The following is a 17,607-nucleotide window of genomic DNA, read 5'->3' as shown; positions in this document are numbered from 1 at the left end:
TGAATCATACTGTGCAATGATGAAACGTACAGAATGTCTAACCAAAACTTTGAAGCAATCGGTTCTACTTTCTATCAGTAAAGGTTTTGGCTTATTCTGTTGCAGAGGCCCCTTCCACAGCTTGTTTTAAATAAAAGAGGATGCTTCACGGAAAGTCCAAAAGACTTTCAGAAACATCCTCATTTATGGTCTTTTATAACAAAATATCATGTTTTAAGATTTAAATTGTTATATTTAAGATATCAATTTTAGTGTTGTACTGTAATATAGTGTTTTAGTTCTCCATGCCAATTTTTCCATGCCCAGCTTTGCGCTACAATCACATCATATTTGCCTGCTGGAATATTTTTCGTCGAAAAGACTGCCCTAAAACTGCGTGTACCAATACTGTGATCCACATCTATCATTTTCACTGGAGCAGTTTTTCCTTTTTTATAAAGAAATACGGTATAACCATTGTCCAGATCCCGTGCCAAAGTACCTGTTACGACAATAGAAGTGGCATGTTTTGAATATGTATTGGCATCTGTTTTAAATTGAATCGCTCCTTTTGAAGTCATGGCAAATGCTTCTGAACTGCCGGCAAAACATGCGACTGCCAAAAGGACAGCTGTAAACAGCATCATTACAATTTTTTTCATTTTAAACTCCCTTTCTTTGCTAATTTAGCAACTATGACATAATAACATATTTGCTAAAATAATCAATAAAAATAGAAAAATTACACAACATCAATTACTAGAATAATTAAGAACAATGATTTTTAAAGCGCTACTAGACGGGAGCACTATATTACTCTAATATTCCCCAACCCTCTTGGGCCGTATTGGAGGGCGGTCTGAACAGTTTGCGGAATATCCCCTTTCTCGCATTCCGGCAAAATGCCTTTTTGTTTCGCCTCTTCGAGCCAGACAGGACATTCATGAAGAAGCGAAACATATCATTCATCATCTGACCACTCTTATATCGTTAATATGAAAAAGATTAGGGTTGTCGACCATGCGGGCTTCCGAGCTTTTTTAAAAAATCAAAGTTTCCCTCTTCAATTCCGACAAATTGCCAGAATAATGGCTTATTAGAGGACGCTTCAATCATCGACTTGATCGTCTTTTTCAGTCTCCATCATTCATAAAGACAGGATTTGAACTTGGTTCTTCAGCCATATATGTTTTTAATGCGTCTTTCATGACAGGCGGTTCATCATTGTTTCCAAACTTGTGAAACCGGTCATTATCGATGATTTCCCGGTCGACATATCCCGTAAATTCTTTTTTCAGTTAGCGGTTAATACGTTGTCATATACCAGCAATATTCAATACCCCGTCATCGGCAATCTGCCGGCAACAGGCAGCACTCTTTCAACTGTTTGTTGAACGGTCCCATTTTTATAAAGAGATCCCGATCCTGTGATAGTGAACATCAGGCCGACCCGGGCCGTAATCCAAGCTTTTCTTCTGCAGATTGATCGTGGCCATTTGCAAATCCCCTTTTTGTTTCATACGATATAAGGATATAAAAGTTTTATTACCTAACATGAAACGGGGCTACACATGATGATGAAACGCAGCCTTATATGGCAAGCCGCGCTTATTTTCATGGCCATGGCGGCAGGATTAAGCACACGGAAAATGGCAGCGGCGCTGCCGGATGCAGTCAATATGTATGCGGGGGATGCTCTTTGGGCACTGATGATCTTTTTTGGATTCGGCTTTTTATTGAGGAAGGCGGACACAAAGACCGTTGGACTTATAGCGCTGATATGTTGCTATATAATCGAATGCAGCCAGCTGTATCATGCCGCTTGGATCGATCACATACGCGCCACGGCGCTTGGCGGCCTTGTACTCGGATATGGATTTTTATGGAGCGATTTACTGGCCTATCTGCTGGGCATTGGAGCGGGCATTCTGTTTGAGGGCATCATATATAAACGAAAACTTTAGGGGAAAATTTACATAATTTTATTTTGTGACTTTGTGCTGTTTAAAATGAGCCGGACAAGTCCGATAATAAAAAAGGATGGGTTCAATGCGTAAAGCACAAGCAGGCTGTCATTTCCTGCAGCCGGCAGAGGATTTCCTCCTGTTTTTTTCGACATGTCCAGTGTCTCTATCCTTTTTGGCAGGAGGAACTACATTATTATCTCTTCCCTATAATTCTCTGCCGCATGCTTTACGATTTGCCCATCTATTCTTGAAAACTCATTCAATCCTCTCACAAAATCATTCCTATTATTTTTCAAATTCCTATTGGCATTTTAGCATGTTGGCTCACCTTAACCCGGTTGAAAGATATACTGCGTCTTTTCCAGGCAGACAAAAAAGCTCCGTTAAGTGGAGCTTTTCTGAAGAAGCGCAGCCTGCTAACGCTTAAGCGCGCTGTGTTTATAAGAATATCCGAAATAAACCGCCGCTCCGGCCAGCAGCCAAACGGAAAAATAGAGCCATGTTTCCGCCGGCAGGTTTGCGATAAGAAACAGGCAGAAGCCTATGGAAAGAATCGGGATGACCGGCACGAACGGAACTTTAAAGCCGCGCGGCAGGTCTTTATGGGTTTTGCGCAAAATGAGCACAGATAGACTCACCATCAAAAAAGTGAGCAGCGCACCCATATTGGCTAAATTGGACAGATTTTTCAAATCGACAAATCCGGCGACCAGAGCCGTTATCAGTCCTGTTATCCAAGTATTCCATACAGGGGCTCCCGAGCGTTTCCCCGTGATTGAAAACACTTTAGGCAGCAGCCCGTCTCTGCTCATGGCAAACGAAATTCTCGTCGCCGCAAAGGTGTTCGCAAAAATCACCGCCATCAGCCCGATCACGGCGCCGACAGATATAATTTCCGCCACCGTGTTTTGCTGGACGACCTGCAGCACATAGGACATGGCTTCAGGGACATTCAGCTGGCTGTACGGCACCATACCCGTCATGACAAGGCAGACGAGGATATAAATCAACGTACAAATCAATAATGATCCGATGATGCCGATCGGCAAATTACGCTGCGGATTTTTCACATCTTCAGCAGAAGCGGAAATGGCATCAAACCCTAAATACGCGAAAAACACAGCAGCCGCTCCGGTAATGACGCCTTCTGTCCCAAACGGCATAAAAGGATGCCAGTTTTCAGGCTTCACATAAAAGCTGCCCGCGATAATAAAGAGCGCGACAATGAGTATCTTCACGATGACCATCGCATTGTTAAACTTTTTGCTCTCTTTTGTTCCCTTTGACAAAATCCATGTCATGATAAATGTAATCGCGATGGCAGGAAGATTCATGACCCCGCCGTGTTCGGGAGTGGTCAGCAGCTGTTTGGGGATGGACAGACCGAATCCCGCCAGCAAATTATTGAAATAGCTCGACCATCCGCTCGCGACCGCGGAAGAAGTCAGCATGTAAACCGACAATAGCGTCCAGCCCATCAGGTGGCCGACGATTTCTCCCATTGTTGTGTATGAGTAAATATAGGCGCTCCCGTAAACAGGCAGCGCAGATGAAATTTCGGCATAGCAAAGAGCGGCCAAACTACAGACAACGGCAGCCAGGATAAACGAAAAAATCACAGCCGGTCCAGCATTCTGCGCGGCCGTTATCCCCGTCAGCACCATGACGCCCGTTCCGATAACGGCCCCAATTCCCAATAATGTTAAATCAAATGCCCCCATGGAAGGGTTGTTTTTCCGTTTTTGATGCTGTGCCAAAAGTTGTGCTACATCTTTTTTCTGAAATAAGTTTCGCAAGGCTTTTTCCTCCAAAAAAATACAAAGCGAGAGAAGACAGATTCTCTTGACTCTGCACGTTCTGCGTATCAAATCAAGCTTGTCACTTCAAGGTTGCCTGGAACTGATATGTATGCCGATATACACCCCTCGCACAAATGAAGAATTCCCTAAAATATGGACAATATCTATAGTAAATGAAAAAGGTTTCAAAGTAAAATAATCTCCTGCCCATACCCGCAAAAAAAACAGCGCCCGGCAAAGCCGGCCGCATTCATATCGGTTTTACTCTTCCTTACTGAAAGGATATCTCATTATGAACCATATAATATTCAAACACGCGTTCAAGCCATTCTTCCTCTTGTCTCGTATAAGGCGAAGGGATCTGATCCACAAACTTCTCCGTTTCAGCTTCGTTAATACTGCCGAAAGCCGACAGTGCATCCGCTCCGACAAACTGGAGGCTCACCTTCATATGCCGGTCTGCCATCTCCTGCACCTCGGGATCATCCACAGGCTTTCCCGCCAGCCTTTTAACCTCTTTGGCCAACTGAATAAAGGCCTGATCCAATGCCGCCATCTCCTCTTCCGGTTTGTCAAATAACCGGTCGGCAAGCTCTTTTGTCATGTTCTGCTCGATCCATAGCCGCTGATCTTTTTCTGTTTGGATGCTGTTGATAAGACTCATAAAAACGGCTCCGTCTATTTCTTCCTCTTCCTTCAGCAGCCCGATCATCCGGCTGATCGCTTTCAACGCGGTCCCAATCTCCTCCTGTTTCCTTTCAAGCTCATGTTTTTGCTTCTGCAATGTTTCAATCAGACTGGCATCAAAGCTGGACTCTTTTATGATCGCCCGGATTTGCTCAAGGCTGTATCCCAGAGACTTCAAACACGTGATCTTCTGCAAGGCCATCTCGTCCCGTTCGGTATAGAGGCGATGTCCTGAGCCTGGATGCTTCTCAGGTTTGAGCAGCCCGATTTCATCATAATAGTGTAAAGTCCGCACCGATACGCCGGTTTTTTTAGAGAAAACCCCGATTGAATAATATTGATCTTTTTCCACTCTTACCATCCTCCTCAAGTTCCTTCGCCGCGAGGCTTTCTTCGATGATAAAGCCTCACGTTGCGGGAGGTGCAAGTGTTATTGATTGAAGAATTGCACATATTCGATGGTGGAACCGTCGGGATGCTTCATCGTCATGTTTTTCCCTGTCGGCACTTCCTTAATGTCCCGCACCACCTCAGATCCATTCTCAAGGAGCCGTTCTTTAAACTCCTCAACAGAATCAACGATCAAGGTTGCTTTTGTTTCCAGAAAGGGCTCTAAGGCCTTTGGCGATCCTTCCAGTATGAGAAAATGGCCGACGGCCGCAATTTCCAAATCCATTTCCCGGTATCGAAACCTGAATTCAGTTTTACAGTCCAAGAGATTTTCATAAAATGACATCGCGGAGTCTAAATCGTCCGTGTACAGACGAATATATGACTTAATCACTTGCAAAAAAAATCCCCCAGTATCTTTTCATCATGCATACTCGTCTTCATCATAACACTTGCTGTCCGAAGCGAGAATAGATACAGCCTTAATACGATTCGCGCTCTATGAGAGTTTGCAATTCCCGCTTCACATTCGCCGCATCCGGACCGACCACAATCTGAATATCATGCCGGCCAATCTTGATGACGCCGTGTGCCCCGGCACGCTTTAGTTTTGCTTCGTCAGCCAGGGAGTTATCGGCCAGCCTGAGTCTCAGACGCGTCATACAGTTTTCACACGACATCACATTTTCTTTTCCTCCGATATGCTGAAGAATGTCTGCGGCGATTGTTTGATATTTTGAATGTTTTTCAGCCGTCCCCCCTCCATTTTCCTGCAAAGAGGCGGCACCCTGCTCCCTGCCGACTACCGGAACATTCCGCTTTGTGATGATAAAATAAAAGGTGGCATAATAGAGGATGAAGAATGCCAAACCGACCGGTATCACCAGCAGTCCGCGATCAGATAGATTCAGGTTCAGCACATAGTCGATCACCCCCGCTCCCCATGAAAAGCCGTGCCGAATCCCGAGCAAATAAAGCGTCATGCCGGCCAGACCCGTATACACGGAATGAAGAACATACAATAATGGCGATGTAAATAAAAACGTAAATTCAATCGGCTCTGTAATGCCGGTAATAAACGATGTTGCAGCTCCTGAAGACATCAGCGCTTTCGTTTCTTTCTTCTTTGTTCTGGCGGCTCGCGAAATCGCCAATGCGATCGCGGGAATGCCAAACATCATCGTGATGAAAAATCCTCCGAGAAAATACCCGGCATGCGGATCGCCATTCAAAAAGCGTGTAATTTCGCCTGTGATCGCCTGCCCCGAAGCCGTCTCAAAACGTCCGAGACCAAAATATACATACGTATTCATAACATGATGAAGTCCAAACGGCAGCAAAAACCGATTGAAAAATCCGAATACAAATATTCCGAAAGCCCCCATCCCTACAAGCATCTGGCTAAAAGCATCGATGCCCGCCTGCGCGTAAGGCCATACAACGGAAAACAGGCCCGCAATCGGGATCATCACCAAAATGATCATCGTAATCGGAAATTTCTCTCCGCCAAAAAAAGCGAACATGCTTGGAAGCCGGGTGTGCTGAAATTGATTATAAATATAGGCAGCCATTAAACCTGCGATAACTCCGCCAAAAACGCTCATGTCAAGATCCTGGTTTAGAATGCCGAGCCCTTCATTGAGGACGGAAATGGCCAAATAACCCGTCAATGCAGGTATCCCTTTATCCTTTGTCTTGGCAAGCCCCATGGCGATGCCGATCGCAATCAATATATCCATATTGTTCAGAATGACGCCTGAAGCTTGAAAAAGCGGGATATTGAGCATGTCTTCGGCAGACAGCCGAAGCAATAATCCCGCTGCCGGAAGAGCCGCTATCGGAATAAGCATTGATTTGCCCAGCTTTTGAAGAAAGTGTTTCATCAGTCTCCCCCCTGCTACAGATCTCCGAATGTTGAAAGGCGTACATCAGGCAGCGACTTCACCCGTCTTGCGGTCTCTGCGTCGGTTAAAAACTCCAGTTCATCCACCCGCGGATACGTAAACGAGGAATTCGCCAAGAGAGTCTTATCCAGATAAGCCGGATGCGTCATCACTTCGACTGATTCAGAGTCTTTGAAAAGCCCGCTGACGGCTTGTTCATCCTTTAAAGCAGTTTCAAGAACCGTCGAAAACCCATCGGTTGTTTTGATGTTCGCTTCATTCAATGCCGCATCATCCATATTGTTTCTGACAGGCAGCCCGAATTCTTGCGCAAGCCTTAAAAACACCTCCGGCATTCCGGCATAAGAGTTAATGTGATGATGACTGTCCAGATGTGTGGGCTCCAGGCCAAACGCATATAGCCGTTCTATCTGCGCTTTCCACTCGGCATATACCTCTTCAAAATCGACTGTGAACGCTCCCCTGTAGAACGAAAGTTGGCGAAAATCCCCCTTTGCATCAACAATTGTCCGATGATCCGTAAGAAGAGGTCTTCCGCATGTCAGCACCAAATGCACGCCGACCCCCAAACCTGGATGCGTTTTGGCGAGGCGGGCGGCATGCCCGGCGCCCGGCATATTGGCCATTAAAGTCGCTGATGTTAAAATTCCCAGTCTGTGGGCATCGATAATCCCATAATTGACGCCTCTTGAATAACCAAAATCATCGGCATTGATAATCAATTTTTTCATCGGCAATATCCCCTTCATCATGTTCTGATTACAAAATATGCTCCGTCCGGCGGTTTTATCATGACGGCATCTTTCATCCATTTTGCAGGACCCGCCGGCCATGCTTTCTTGGCCAAAAGAAAAAACCTGTTACTGAACAATGCCAGTTAACAGGTTGATTTCTATGTGCTATATTGCTGTTCGACGATAAATTTCGTTCTGTCCCCTCTCGTAATGATTTGAGCGTATTCCACGACTCCCCCCTGATCATCATAGGTGATGGACTCAGACAGGAACACCGGAGCGCCGACATTGATTAACAAATGTTCGCTGATTGTTTCATCGGTCAAAATCGGTTCGATCCATTCAGTTCCCCGCTCGATGCGAATGTTGTATTTTGACCTCAGCAAAGCAAACAATGAACCAGTACACTCTTCTTGAACAAGGGCGGGGGCAATTTTCCAAGGAATATATGAAGTATGGTATTGCAGCGGTTCATCCTCGGCATATCTGATCCTGACAAGCTTATTGACAGGATCGTTCTCATTGATTTGCAAAAGCTCTGCGATTGATTGATCTGCGGGAATCACAACAAGCTCAAGCACTTTTGATTCAGATCTCAAGCCCTTCATCTGCTCTGCAAAGCTCGTAATTTTATGGGGAATGGGCGCTTGAATTTTTGCCGCGGAAACAAAAGTGCCTTTTCCTTGAATTCTCTTAATATATCCTTCAAGCTCGAGCTGCTGCAATGCCAGCCTGACCGTCGTTCTGCTGACATGATACTGCTCGCAAAATTCGCTCTCTGTCGGCAGCTGGTCATTTGCTTTATATTTACCTGATTTAATCAGCTCGATGATTTTAAACTTGATGACGGAATATAAAGCGACATTCCTTTTTTCCTCAGTCATAACAGTCCCTCCGCTTTTCATCTTCAGTACATGGGAATGGTTTTATAATACCATTTAACATCCAATCGCGAAAGATTTGTATCATACCTCAAAAATGAACGTTCAATATTGCATTGACAAAAAGATTTTATCGGTGCTAAATTTGCAGTAACAATTCAAAAATGATAGTAACAAATTTTCGTGTGAAAATCACCAGGGAGGAATGGCCACATGAACATCATCATAGCCGATCATTACGACGATCTTTGCCGAATAAGCGCTGATATTGTCAAAGACTGTGTAAAAGCGAAACCGGACGCTGTCTTGGGGCTTGCCACAGGCAGCACTCCAATTGGGCTGTACAAACAACTCGTCCATCAATACAAATCAGGTGAACTTGATTTCTCTAAGGTTACAACATTTAATTTAGACGAATATATCGGATTATCACCTGAACATCCACAAAGTTATAACAAATTCATGTATGATCATTTATTTCGTCATATCAATGTACCTGAGGAACAAATACATATTCCAAAGGGAGACAATCCGCAGCTTGAAGACGAGTGTTCAGCTTATGAAAATCTGATCAGACGTATAGGGGGAATCGATATTCAGATTCTCGGGATCGGCGCAAACGGACATATCGGTTTTAATGAACCGGGGTCCGATCCTGAAGCAAGGACTCGGATCGTCCGCCTGTCGGAAAGCACAATTAAGGCCAATGCGCGCTTTTTCGGCGATCAGTCGCTCGTTCCGCGGCTCGCCATTTCGATGGGAATCCAAACCATTATGGAGTTTATTCGGCACATTGTTTTATTGGCCAGCGGAGAAGAAAAGGCCGAAGCTGTCCAAAAGATGGCGGAGGGCATCATGACCAAAAATGTACCCGCTTCCATTTTGCAGTCTCATCCCAATGTGACAGTAATTGCAGATCAGCATGCGGCTCAACAGTTAAAAAAACAATCATCATAAAGGAGACTGTTATGTTTAAAAAAAGCGTTCCAAATTTTACGACAGCTTGGGCGGGCATTGATGGCCCTGGCTGCCGTTTTGCCGGCGGCCGGCCTGCTGCTTCGTTTTGGCGATCAAGATGTACTCAATATTTCGATCATCAAAGACGCGGGCGGTGTCGTCTTTGACAATCTTCCGCTCATTCTTGCCGGCGGCGTTGCCATCGGTTTAGCGGGAGGAGAAGAAGCCGCCGGGCTGGGGCTGTCATCGGCTATCTCATATTGACTGTCACCCTTGATAATATGGGAAAGCTTCTCGGTTTAAAACCTCCTGATGTGGCAAAAACCGTCCGAAGGTCCGTAAACATGTGGAGGATGCAGGCGAACATGTTTGGATTCCTGAATACGAGGAAAAAATAAACTAAAACCTCGTATGAAGGAGTGAATGGGAAATGGATCATGCCAAAGCCCTGTCCATCAAGGGAATCATGACCATTGTGGTCTTGTATCTTGTACTCGGTCTCGGATTCGGCTTTACTTTTGGGAATATCCTTTTGATTACAGTGGTGTTGGGCGCAGTCTCCTATCTGCTTGGAGATTTGTTCATTTTGCCTAAAACGAACAACATCACCGCGACACTGGCGGATGTAGGGGTCGCTTTTCTCACCGTTTGGCTGATGGCGCTTGCCATGGGCGCCGCGGCAGACACCGCCGTCTCAGCCGCATTTTTTGCAGCGGTCGCCATGGCGGTGGGAGAATACATGTTCCATTTTTACATGATGAATAAAAACCTCGGCTTTTTCAATCACCGCCGAATGGAAACAAGAACAGACTGATCATCCTTTGAAAAAAAGAACGTCCCGGCAGCGGGACGTTCTTTTGATTAGCTATTCGTTTGATAAAATCATGAATTGGCCGATTTGGCCGCACTCTTCCGCAAACCAGACCGATTGATCGCCGCCCGCTGCAATACCGTGCGGTTCAGCATCGGCCGCCGGAATGGAATATTCGGCGATATCCCCCGCCGCCGTGATTCTGCCGATTTTATTGCTCCCCCATTCCGTAAACCACATGGCACCGTCAGGGCCAGCTGCAATGGCGTGGGGACGGGCATTTACGGAAGGAATCGGGTATTCACGAAACATTCCCGACACGGTGATTCTCCCGATTTGATTGCCGTTTATTTCTGCAAACCACAGCGCACCATCGGGGCCGGCGGCAATGCCGACAGGTCCGGAGTCCTTTGTAGGGATCGAAAACTCCCGGATGTCTCCCCCAGGTGTAATCCTGCCGATGGCATTGCTTTGGTTTTCTGTAAACCATAGGGCACCATCGGGGCCTGCTGTTATAAATGAAGGAAATGATCCTGGCTTGGGCAGTTCATATTCCGACACTTCCCCCGCTCCGGACATCCTGCCAATTTTATGACCTGCCATATCCGTATACCACACGGCACCGTCAGGGCCTTCCGTAATACCGAACGGCGCCGCTCCAGACGGCAGCGGATATTCCGTTATCTCGCCATCGACTGTGATTCTGCCGATTTTTCCGGCTTTATATTCTGTAAACCATAAATCCCCGTTGATTCCGGAGGTGATAATCGAAACACCTGCATTCTCCGTCGGAACGGCGTATTCGGTCATCCGGCCGCCGGCGGTGATCCTGCCGATCCGATTCCCTTTTTGTTCTGTAAACCAAAGCGCACCATCCGCGCCTCTGACAATTCCGTATGGGCCTGATTCAAGATCAGGCAGCGGATATTCATTTATTTTGAACTGCATGGCTATCCCTCCTGTATATTGAAAAACCCGGCAAATGTTCTGAATAGGAGGCATGAAGCCGCACAGCAAGTATTTCTTTTACGATTAAAGCACATGACAAATCCTATTCAGAAAAAAAGACGCTACATCAGTCAAAATCGGAATAGACGAATCCGATGAAATGCCTGTAACGAGATTTTCTAAAAAGGATTATAAAATCATGTGTGTTTTCACCCTTCCGCTTTTTTTCAGTATATCACACGCCAGGGATTCTGACGTATGACTTTCTGAAAACATCTATTTTCAAAAGATATTCAAATTTCCGCCCTCTCCTTTCATTCGGAGCGGCATAATGTGTTTGTATAGCTGTTCCGGAGAAAGCGCGGCAACAATGGAAACGGATGTGTTCAAAATGGATGACTATAATGACATAAAAGGTTTGCTAGAGCCATATCCCCCGCTTTACGCAAAAGACTTCCCGCTCATTCTTTTTTGGGTTCCCAAAAGCGGAAGTACAACTCTGCATCGCTGGTTCTTGTTCCAAAACGGATCGCCTGAAGACGTCTGCCTCATGTCAGACGAAGAGGTTCATCATTACCGAAACACGATGTATACGGAAAAGCCCGGATATACGAAAGAACTTGCCGAACATCTGCTGAAGCAAAAAAAGGATGCTTACAAGCTTGTGAGAAACCCGTTCCGAAGAGCCGTCAGTTTGTTTTTAACCGCTGTTTCCGCCGGCGATATCCTCGATGGGATGTCTTTTAAACAATTTTTATATCAATTGCAGAAGGCGGGTGCATTTGACCGGCACCTCGCTCCCCAGTATATAAATGGGGAAGAAGAGGTTGTAGAACATTATATTTATCTTGAGGACTTTAAGGCGCACATAAGAGAAATTGAAAACAAATACAGGTTAATCAAAGCGCCGCTTTCAAAACTGTCGAAGTCCCCGCATCATTTTTCGAATTTTATGGTAAAAAAAGAAAAATCCGCAGACGCGGCGGTGACAAAAACCACTTTTGACTGGGTCATTCCCACATATGAAAGCTTTTATGATAAAGAAGCAACACAATTAGTGGCAGACATCTTTAAAAAGGACTTTGAAGTGTACGGCTTTGATCCGAATCATGTAACATGACTTCCCGTTCTCATTATTACGAGCTCCTTTCAATTTGATTACAATTTGGAAAATCGGTTCCAAATGGTTTCTTTTTTAGCAAATATCATTTAGAATGCGCACTAGATCATTTTTTACGATCTGACTTCTTGTTCAAGAAAGGAGACACATGATAATGAAGAAACTGATTTCGTCTCTTATGATTGGATTCATGTCTATCGCTCTCGCCGCCTGCGGTTCCAATGATGAAGGCCAAAAATCAACAGCAGATGCTCAATCAAAAACAACTCAGCAAGATCAAGAAAAACAAATGAAAGCGATCCAGAAGAAGCTTGATAAGCAAAAGATCGATGAGAAGAAAACGGTTGCCGTCGTGAACGACAAAAAAATCAACGGCAGCGAATATAACAATTTATTATCAACCGCGCAAATGCAATATCAGCAAGCGGGACAAGACCCGACGACAGCTGACGCGGCTAAACAAATCAAACAGCAAACACTCGACAGCCTCATCGGACAAACCCTGCTTCTAGAAGAGGCGGATAAAAAAGGCTACAAAGCGTCTGATCAGGAGATTAATAAACAGCTCGACGAAAGCAAAAAGCAGTATAAAAGCGATCAAGAATTCAACACCGCTTTAAAAAAAGCCGGCTTAAACCTGTCTGAACTCAAATCAGATATTGCCGCCAACATCAAAGCGGAAAAATATATCAAGAAAGAAGTCCCGCAGGATAAAGTAACGAACGAAGAAATTAAATCATACTACGATCAATACGCCGCACAGCAAAAAGATAGCAAGCAAAAAACGCCGAAGCTTGAGGACGTAAAATCGCAAATCAAGCAAATGCTCGAACAGCAAAAACGTCAGGAAAAACTCGGGCAGCAAGTTGAAAAATTGAAAAAAAGCGCGGAGATAGACATCAAAATATAAAAAAAGGACCGCCGGGTTTGCCCGGCGGCCTTTTTTATGGCTGCTTCACGCTTTCGAATTCCAATGACTCTATCGCGGCAACGACATCCGCTTCGCTGAACGATCCCATTAAACAAAGCGACTCTTCCGGTTTGCAGGCATGGGCTGCGATTGTCTGTTTCGCCTGCGCAAGGTTTTCTGCAATGCCCAAATCGCTTAATCTTTTCGGAAAGCCGAGCGCCTCATAAAGCGGAAGCAGCTCCCGGATATCGTTTGTCCTTCCTTCCAGTGCAAGCTGCACCAATATGCCATAAGCGACTTTTTGGCCGTGCAGCACATGGTGGGTTTCCGCAATAAATGTCAAGCCGTTGTGAATCGCATGAGCGCCGGCCATTCTGCCGTAGCGGCCCGCATAGCCTCCTACCGTTCCCGCGAGCACGATGACCGCTTCCAGCACATTTGTTAAAGCTGGAGATGGTTCGCCTTTTTCGATGCTTTCGACAGCCTTCAGACTCTCCTGTAAAAGGATGTCCCGAATATAGACAGATTGCCTGAGCCCCGCCTGAACCATAATGGAAAGCGAATCAGCCGTATTTCTGATGATCGCTTCCGCCTCATACCATTTCGCCAGCGTATCGCCGATTCCGCTTTTCACATAAGCAATCGGAGAAGAAAGGAGCAGTAAAGGGTCGACCAGCGTCAAGTAGCTGGAGCGCTTATGGTATTGCACCCTTTCAAAGTTGCCCTCGTCATCGTAAATCACGCTGAGCGGCGTGGCTGCGGCGCATGTCCCCGGAATTGTCGGAATCGTCATCACTTCAATGTTCAACAGGGCAGCGGCGGCCTTCGCTGTATCTAACACGGTTCCTCCGCCAATTCCAATGATGATATCCGCCGAGCCTGCTTCCTCGGCAGCTTTGCGAATCGCCTGAAGCGAGCTGTAGCCTCTATGCTGAATCACCTTCCAATCAGCGGGAAGCTCCGCATGTTTGGCAAAAGCCGCAAATGACTTGACTCCGGTGATGATGACAGGACGCTTGAATCCGTCCAAAAACGACGGGATCTCCCGGGTGATCCCTTCTTTGCAAATATATTGGTTCGGTCCGCTTCTGACGATTTCTTCAGGCTGCATGACACCATCTCCTTCTATTATTTTCTAAATCTTATCATCTCACTTCCTTCGAAAATAAGTCAAATTATATAACAAATCGTTCATCTCTTTCTTTTATCTTTAAAAAAAGCGATTCTCCCTCCCGCTCAAGCTCAAACAGCTGCTCTATATGAAACACTCCTTGGGGAAAACTGCCATTATACAAAGCATGAGCGGCTGCAGCGGCGACCTTCGCCGTGATCAGGGATTCGCGTTCTCCGTGCAAAGAAAGACCGATTTCCCGGCTCCTTCCGTCTTTCACTTCTGCAGCATCGACTTTCACCGCATACTTGGCAGATCCGATCTGCAGAGAACCAAGACTTTTGACAGCGGCTGAACGGATCACCGCATGTTTTAAAAGCCGCGCAGCCCCACTTTTCTTAAGCCCGGCGATGACAAACGTTGCAACCCGAGAATCAAAACAAAGCCTTGTAGCGATTGAAGGCACACCTAAAGTGTTCGGAAGGGTCATCTGGTCTGAAAAGGGAAATCGATAGGCCATGCGCCGGCCCATACACCCAAGGTCTGCCGGCCTCCCGCCGGTAAAACTGCCGACTTTCTTCACTCGTCCCCGGTCTGTTATGTCAAACACTGAATGGAGCTGGTCTACCGTCCACTCAATTGCCGCCTTCCCATGGCTGTCTCCTAAACCGAGCATGATCGTGATATCGATACGGTTTGTTTCATCAAAGGCTTTCTTTGCCTCTTGCGCCAGTAAATTGGTTAGTCCCGGGGCCAACCCGACACTCAACACCCCCGTTCCTCTGCAAGCGCCGGCATTCAGCCGTTCGATCCGGGCTAAAAATGGCCCGTTTGCAGAAATGTCGATATAATCCGTCCCGTTCGCCAAACAAGCCTCGGCTAAATCCGTGTCCTCCTGATCTATACATACGATGACAAGCTTCGTCTGTTCAAGCCAAGCCCAATCATCAGCCGCATCTCTATTGAAGCGCATCGGCTTCACTTTACCTCCCGTTTCCCGGCAAAGTCGCTGAGCTCTGTCCAGATTTCTCCCTGCGGCATACACAAGCCCCGGGTATTTCTCCCCGAGCATCCGGCAGATGTGACCGCCGACATAACCGTATCCGCCAATCACGACAATATGCTGTTTCAACATTTGCCGCCCCCTTTTACAGCGAACCAGCCATCAATTAAATAAGCGCTGAAAAACCGCGTCACATTCGTAAAACCTGATTCCTCCAGCAAAGCTTCCACCTCTAGCGCCGGAATCGGATGAGAATGCTTGCCGATAGAATCCGCGAAACGCCCCCACTCCTGTTCAGAAATTCCGTTTGCCAGCATATGTTCCTTCCAGGCTTTCATCTGCCACGAAAATGTTTCAGAATAAATATCGCCATTGATCGACGCGATCGAAAACGGTGCCCCCTGAGGTAAACGGGCCGCGATATCCTGCAAAAACTTCCGCTTATCGCGGACAAAATGGAGGACAAGCATGCAAGTCGCCGCATCATATTGATGCTCCAGCTGTCCCACTTCTCCTTCAATGAAGTCGGCTTTGAGCTGAATACCGGCGAACTTCAGCCTTTGCTGCGCCAAATTGAGCATATGGGCAGATGTATCGACCCCTCTAAACGACCAATTCGGATGTCTCTTGCCCAATGTCAGCAATTCCTGTCCGCCTCCTGCCCCGACAACCGCCACATTGGCCTCATCCATATTAAGCCGAACGGTCAGCAGGCGATCCATCATATCGTATAACATGCGGTAGCAGGGGATTTTCAAAGCGATCTTTTCTCTATATTGATACACATCAAGGTGATTCCAATCCATGTTCATGACAAGGCGCACTCCTTTTAGTAAAATAATTAAGAATTGTTCTCAATTATAAGGAAGTTTTTCAAATGCACCATCCCACAAACATGGGATTTTTAATGGAGGGAATCCAATGGACCGGCCGTTAAAAGACCAATTCAATGAGCTTGGACAAACATCACAAACATCACCGCAATACATGGAAGCCGTCATATCCGCGCTGCGAAGCGCGATCTCATTTGATGCTTCATGCTGTACAGCCGTCGATCCGAAAACCCTCCTGTCCATCGGAGCGATCACAGATGAGCCAATTGAAAGGATGCATGCGCGGTTATTTGAGCTTGAATACATGGATGATGATGTCAATCAATACGAAACATTAATCAAAACAAAGCAGACAGCGGCGATTTTAAGCGGGGCCTTGAATGGGAATCTTCACAAGAGCAAACGATACCGCATGATTCTTGAACCGGCAGGCTTTGGGGACGAAATGCGGGCCGTTCTTTTAAGCAAGGGGGAATGCTGGGGCTATCTTACACTATGGCGAAAAAGCGGACGGCCGCCATTTCATAAGAAGGAACGCTCCCTTCTCGCTTCACTTGCACCGGTTATCGGCCGGCACTTGCAGCGATTGCGACATCAAGCGCCAAAAAAAGACTTGTTTCACATGAAACATGCCGGCGGCATTCTGATTTTGTCGGAGAATGTCAGACCGATATCATGCAATGAAGCGGCGCTTCATTGGCTGAGCGTCTTCCGCGGATGGGAAAAGATCGGCGGCGCGTCAATACCGAGGCCGATCAGAGCCGTCTGCTCTCGAGCCGCAGCAGAGACGGATGATCCGGCAAAAACCGTCATTTCGATTCCGGGCCAGCCCCTTCTGTCCATTAAAGCGAGCCGCTTGGACGGTTTCGGCCCGTCAGGACAAATCGCCGTTTCATTCGAGCCGGCTTCACCCGCAGAAGCGATACCGCTCATTGCAGACGCGTACGGCCTGTCTGAACGGGAAAAGGACATCGCATACCGGATCATCCGCGGGCTTTCCACAAAAGACATCGCTGAAGCCTTGCACATTTCGGCTTATACCATCCAAGACCATTTAAAGTCGATTTTTTTGAAGACTGGGTCGGAAAATCGGCGGGAGCTGATGTGGAAGCTGCTTGATGATGTTCTGAAATAAAAAGGGGAAATATCTTGGACTAAAACAGATAATAAAGGGCTTTCGCGGTTCATACCCTTTTAACTATATTTAAGATATTTTAGTAGAGTTGCGAACTAATTCATAAAGCTAGAAGGTTTAATTATTGCCCTCTTTTACACCTAGCCTTTGATAATTCCACCCGTTACATCCATTGCTATCCAAAATATCAAAGGCTTTTTATATCAGTTTTATTATAAATTCCAAATAGATGCTGGCATCTCGAGTTTTTAGGAATAATTTGGGCCTCCATTTTTTTATAATTGATTCCAAATTTGCATTTTGTATTCCTCACCAGATTCTCACACCCGACAGCTTTGCCCCGCCATAATCCATTCCACGGTCCAGTATCGAATTTTTGTTCTTATTTATTGGCCCCCTATAATTGTCTAATCTTTAACGTGTTAAGCGAAAACGCTG

18 protein-coding genes and 2 pseudogenes are annotated in these 17,607 nt (G+C 46.2%); 8 read left to right on the top strand and 12 right to left on the bottom strand.

The window, feature by feature from the left end:
- Positions 1–248 precede the first annotated feature (248 nt).
- Positions 249–641: a hypothetical protein gene (locus R5H20_RS01695; RefSeq protein WP_006640054.1), complete on the bottom strand. Its 393-nt coding sequence runs from the start codon at positions 639–641 to the stop codon at positions 249–251.
- 146 nt (positions 642–787) lie between these two features.
- Positions 788–1,475 (bottom strand): annotated as a pseudogene (locus tag R5H20_RS01690) (VWA domain-containing protein).
- A 75-nt stretch (positions 1,476–1,550) separates the two neighbouring features.
- Between R5H20_RS01690 and R5H20_RS01685 the strand changes: the two are divergent.
- Entirely contained in the window at positions 1,551–1,943 is a 393-nt protein-coding gene (locus tag R5H20_RS01685) for a ribosomal maturation YjgA family protein (protein WP_029419460.1), read from the top strand.
- Positions 1,944–2,028: 85 nt separating this feature from the next.
- Positions 2,029–2,373: a hypothetical protein gene (locus R5H20_RS01680; RefSeq protein ID WP_141231098.1), complete on the top strand. Its 345-nt coding sequence runs from the start codon at positions 2,029–2,031 to the stop codon at positions 2,371–2,373.
- Here R5H20_RS01680 and R5H20_RS01675 read toward each other — a convergent pair.
- The 6 genes from R5H20_RS01675 to R5H20_RS01650 form a co-directional block, all read right to left on the bottom strand.
- Positions 2,363–3,742: an amino acid permease gene (locus tag R5H20_RS01675; protein WP_006640051.1), complete on the bottom strand. Its 1,380-nt coding sequence runs from the start codon at positions 3,740–3,742 to the stop codon at positions 2,363–2,365. The two genes, R5H20_RS01680 and R5H20_RS01675, sit on opposite strands and share 11 nt — an antisense overlap.
- A gap of 274 nt (positions 3,743–4,016) precedes the next feature.
- Positions 4,017–4,784: a MerR family transcriptional regulator gene (locus R5H20_RS01670; protein WP_006640050.1), complete on the bottom strand. Its 768-nt coding sequence runs from the start codon at positions 4,782–4,784 to the stop codon at positions 4,017–4,019.
- A gap of 78 nt (positions 4,785–4,862) precedes the next feature.
- Entirely contained in the window at positions 4,863–5,216 is a 354-nt protein-coding gene (locus R5H20_RS01665; protein ID WP_224254510.1) for a VOC family protein, read from the bottom strand.
- 88 nt (positions 5,217–5,304) lie between these two features.
- Positions 5,305–6,705: a PTS transporter subunit EIIC gene (locus R5H20_RS01660; protein ID WP_006640048.1), complete on the bottom strand. Its 1,401-nt coding sequence runs from the start codon at positions 6,703–6,705 to the stop codon at positions 5,305–5,307.
- A 14-nt stretch (positions 6,706–6,719) separates the two neighbouring features.
- A complete protein-coding gene (chbG, locus tag R5H20_RS01655) occupies positions 6,720–7,457 on the bottom strand; it encodes a chitin disaccharide deacetylase (protein WP_006640047.1) in 738 nt (245 codons plus the stop codon).
- A 161-nt stretch (positions 7,458–7,618) separates the two neighbouring features.
- Positions 7,619–8,344, bottom strand: coding sequence for a transcriptional regulator GamR (locus tag R5H20_RS01650; RefSeq protein WP_006640046.1), 726 nt, complete (start codon positions 8,342–8,344; stop codon positions 7,619–7,621).
- Positions 8,345–8,554: 210 nt separating this feature from the next.
- Between R5H20_RS01650 and nagB the strand changes: the two genes are divergently transcribed.
- From nagB to R5H20_RS01635, 3 genes and pseudogenes are all read left to right on the top strand, one after another.
- Complete coding sequence (gene nagB, locus R5H20_RS01645) at positions 8,555–9,298, top strand: glucosamine-6-phosphate deaminase (protein ID WP_224254448.1); 744 nt, start codon at positions 8,555–8,557, stop codon at positions 9,296–9,298.
- Between the two features lie 60 nt (positions 9,299–9,358).
- Positions 9,359–9,609, top strand: a pseudogene (locus tag R5H20_RS01640) (PTS transporter subunit EIIC); the annotation flags it as partial.
- Between the two features lie 119 nt (positions 9,610–9,728).
- Positions 9,729–10,112 carry a DUF2512 family protein gene (locus R5H20_RS01635; protein WP_029419466.1) on the top strand — a complete coding sequence of 128 codons (384 nt, stop codon included), beginning with the start codon at positions 9,729–9,731 and terminating at the stop codon, positions 10,110–10,112.
- Between the two features lie 51 nt (positions 10,113–10,163).
- On the opposite strand, the gene R5H20_RS01630 is transcribed toward R5H20_RS01635, so the two are convergent.
- Positions 10,164–11,057, bottom strand: a complete 894-nt coding sequence (locus R5H20_RS01630) for a Vgb family protein (RefSeq protein WP_006640042.1) — start codon at positions 11,055–11,057, stop codon at positions 10,164–10,166.
- A gap of 331 nt (positions 11,058–11,388) precedes the next feature.
- Between R5H20_RS01630 and R5H20_RS01625 the strand changes: the two genes are divergently transcribed.
- Positions 11,389–12,177: a sulfotransferase family 2 domain-containing protein gene (locus tag R5H20_RS01625; RefSeq protein WP_006640041.1), complete on the top strand. Its 789-nt coding sequence runs from the start codon at positions 11,389–11,391 to the stop codon at positions 12,175–12,177.
- Between the two features lie 154 nt (positions 12,178–12,331).
- Positions 12,332–13,087: a SurA N-terminal domain-containing protein gene (locus R5H20_RS01620; RefSeq protein WP_006640040.1), complete on the top strand. Its 756-nt coding sequence runs from the start codon at positions 12,332–12,334 to the stop codon at positions 13,085–13,087.
- Positions 13,088–13,121: 34 nt separating this feature from the next.
- Here R5H20_RS01620 and R5H20_RS01615 read toward each other — a convergent pair whose 3' ends face one another.
- From R5H20_RS01615 to R5H20_RS01605, 3 genes are all read right to left on the bottom strand, one after another.
- Positions 13,122–14,198 (bottom strand): iron-containing alcohol dehydrogenase family protein, encoded by a 1,077-nt coding sequence (locus tag R5H20_RS01615; RefSeq protein ID WP_006640039.1) that lies wholly within the window; start codon positions 14,196–14,198, stop codon positions 13,122–13,124.
- A 64-nt stretch (positions 14,199–14,262) separates the two neighbouring features.
- Positions 14,263–15,333, bottom strand: coding sequence for a saccharopine dehydrogenase NADP-binding domain-containing protein (locus tag R5H20_RS01610; protein ID WP_006640038.1), 1,071 nt, complete (start codon positions 15,331–15,333; stop codon positions 14,263–14,265).
- Positions 15,327–16,013, bottom strand: coding sequence for a class I SAM-dependent methyltransferase (locus tag R5H20_RS01605; RefSeq protein WP_006640037.1), 687 nt, complete (start codon positions 16,011–16,013; stop codon positions 15,327–15,329). The genes R5H20_RS01610 and R5H20_RS01605 overlap by 7 nt, the downstream gene beginning before the upstream one ends.
- A 109-nt stretch (positions 16,014–16,122) precedes the next feature.
- On the opposite strand from R5H20_RS01605, the gene R5H20_RS01600 reads away from it, so the two are divergent.
- Entirely contained in the window at positions 16,123–17,169 is a 1,047-nt protein-coding gene (locus R5H20_RS01600; RefSeq protein ID WP_006640036.1) for a helix-turn-helix transcriptional regulator, read from the top strand.
- Positions 17,170–17,607 lie beyond the last annotated feature (438 nt).

The sequence above is a fragment of the Bacillus sp. KICET-3 genome (assembly GCF_033261025.1).
Taxonomy (GTDB): Bacteria; Bacillota; Bacilli; order Bacillales; family Bacillaceae; genus Bacillus; species Bacillus sonorensis.
The sequence above is the reverse complement of the archived record's forward strand: the minus strand, read 5'-3'. Positions and strand labels throughout refer to the sequence as shown.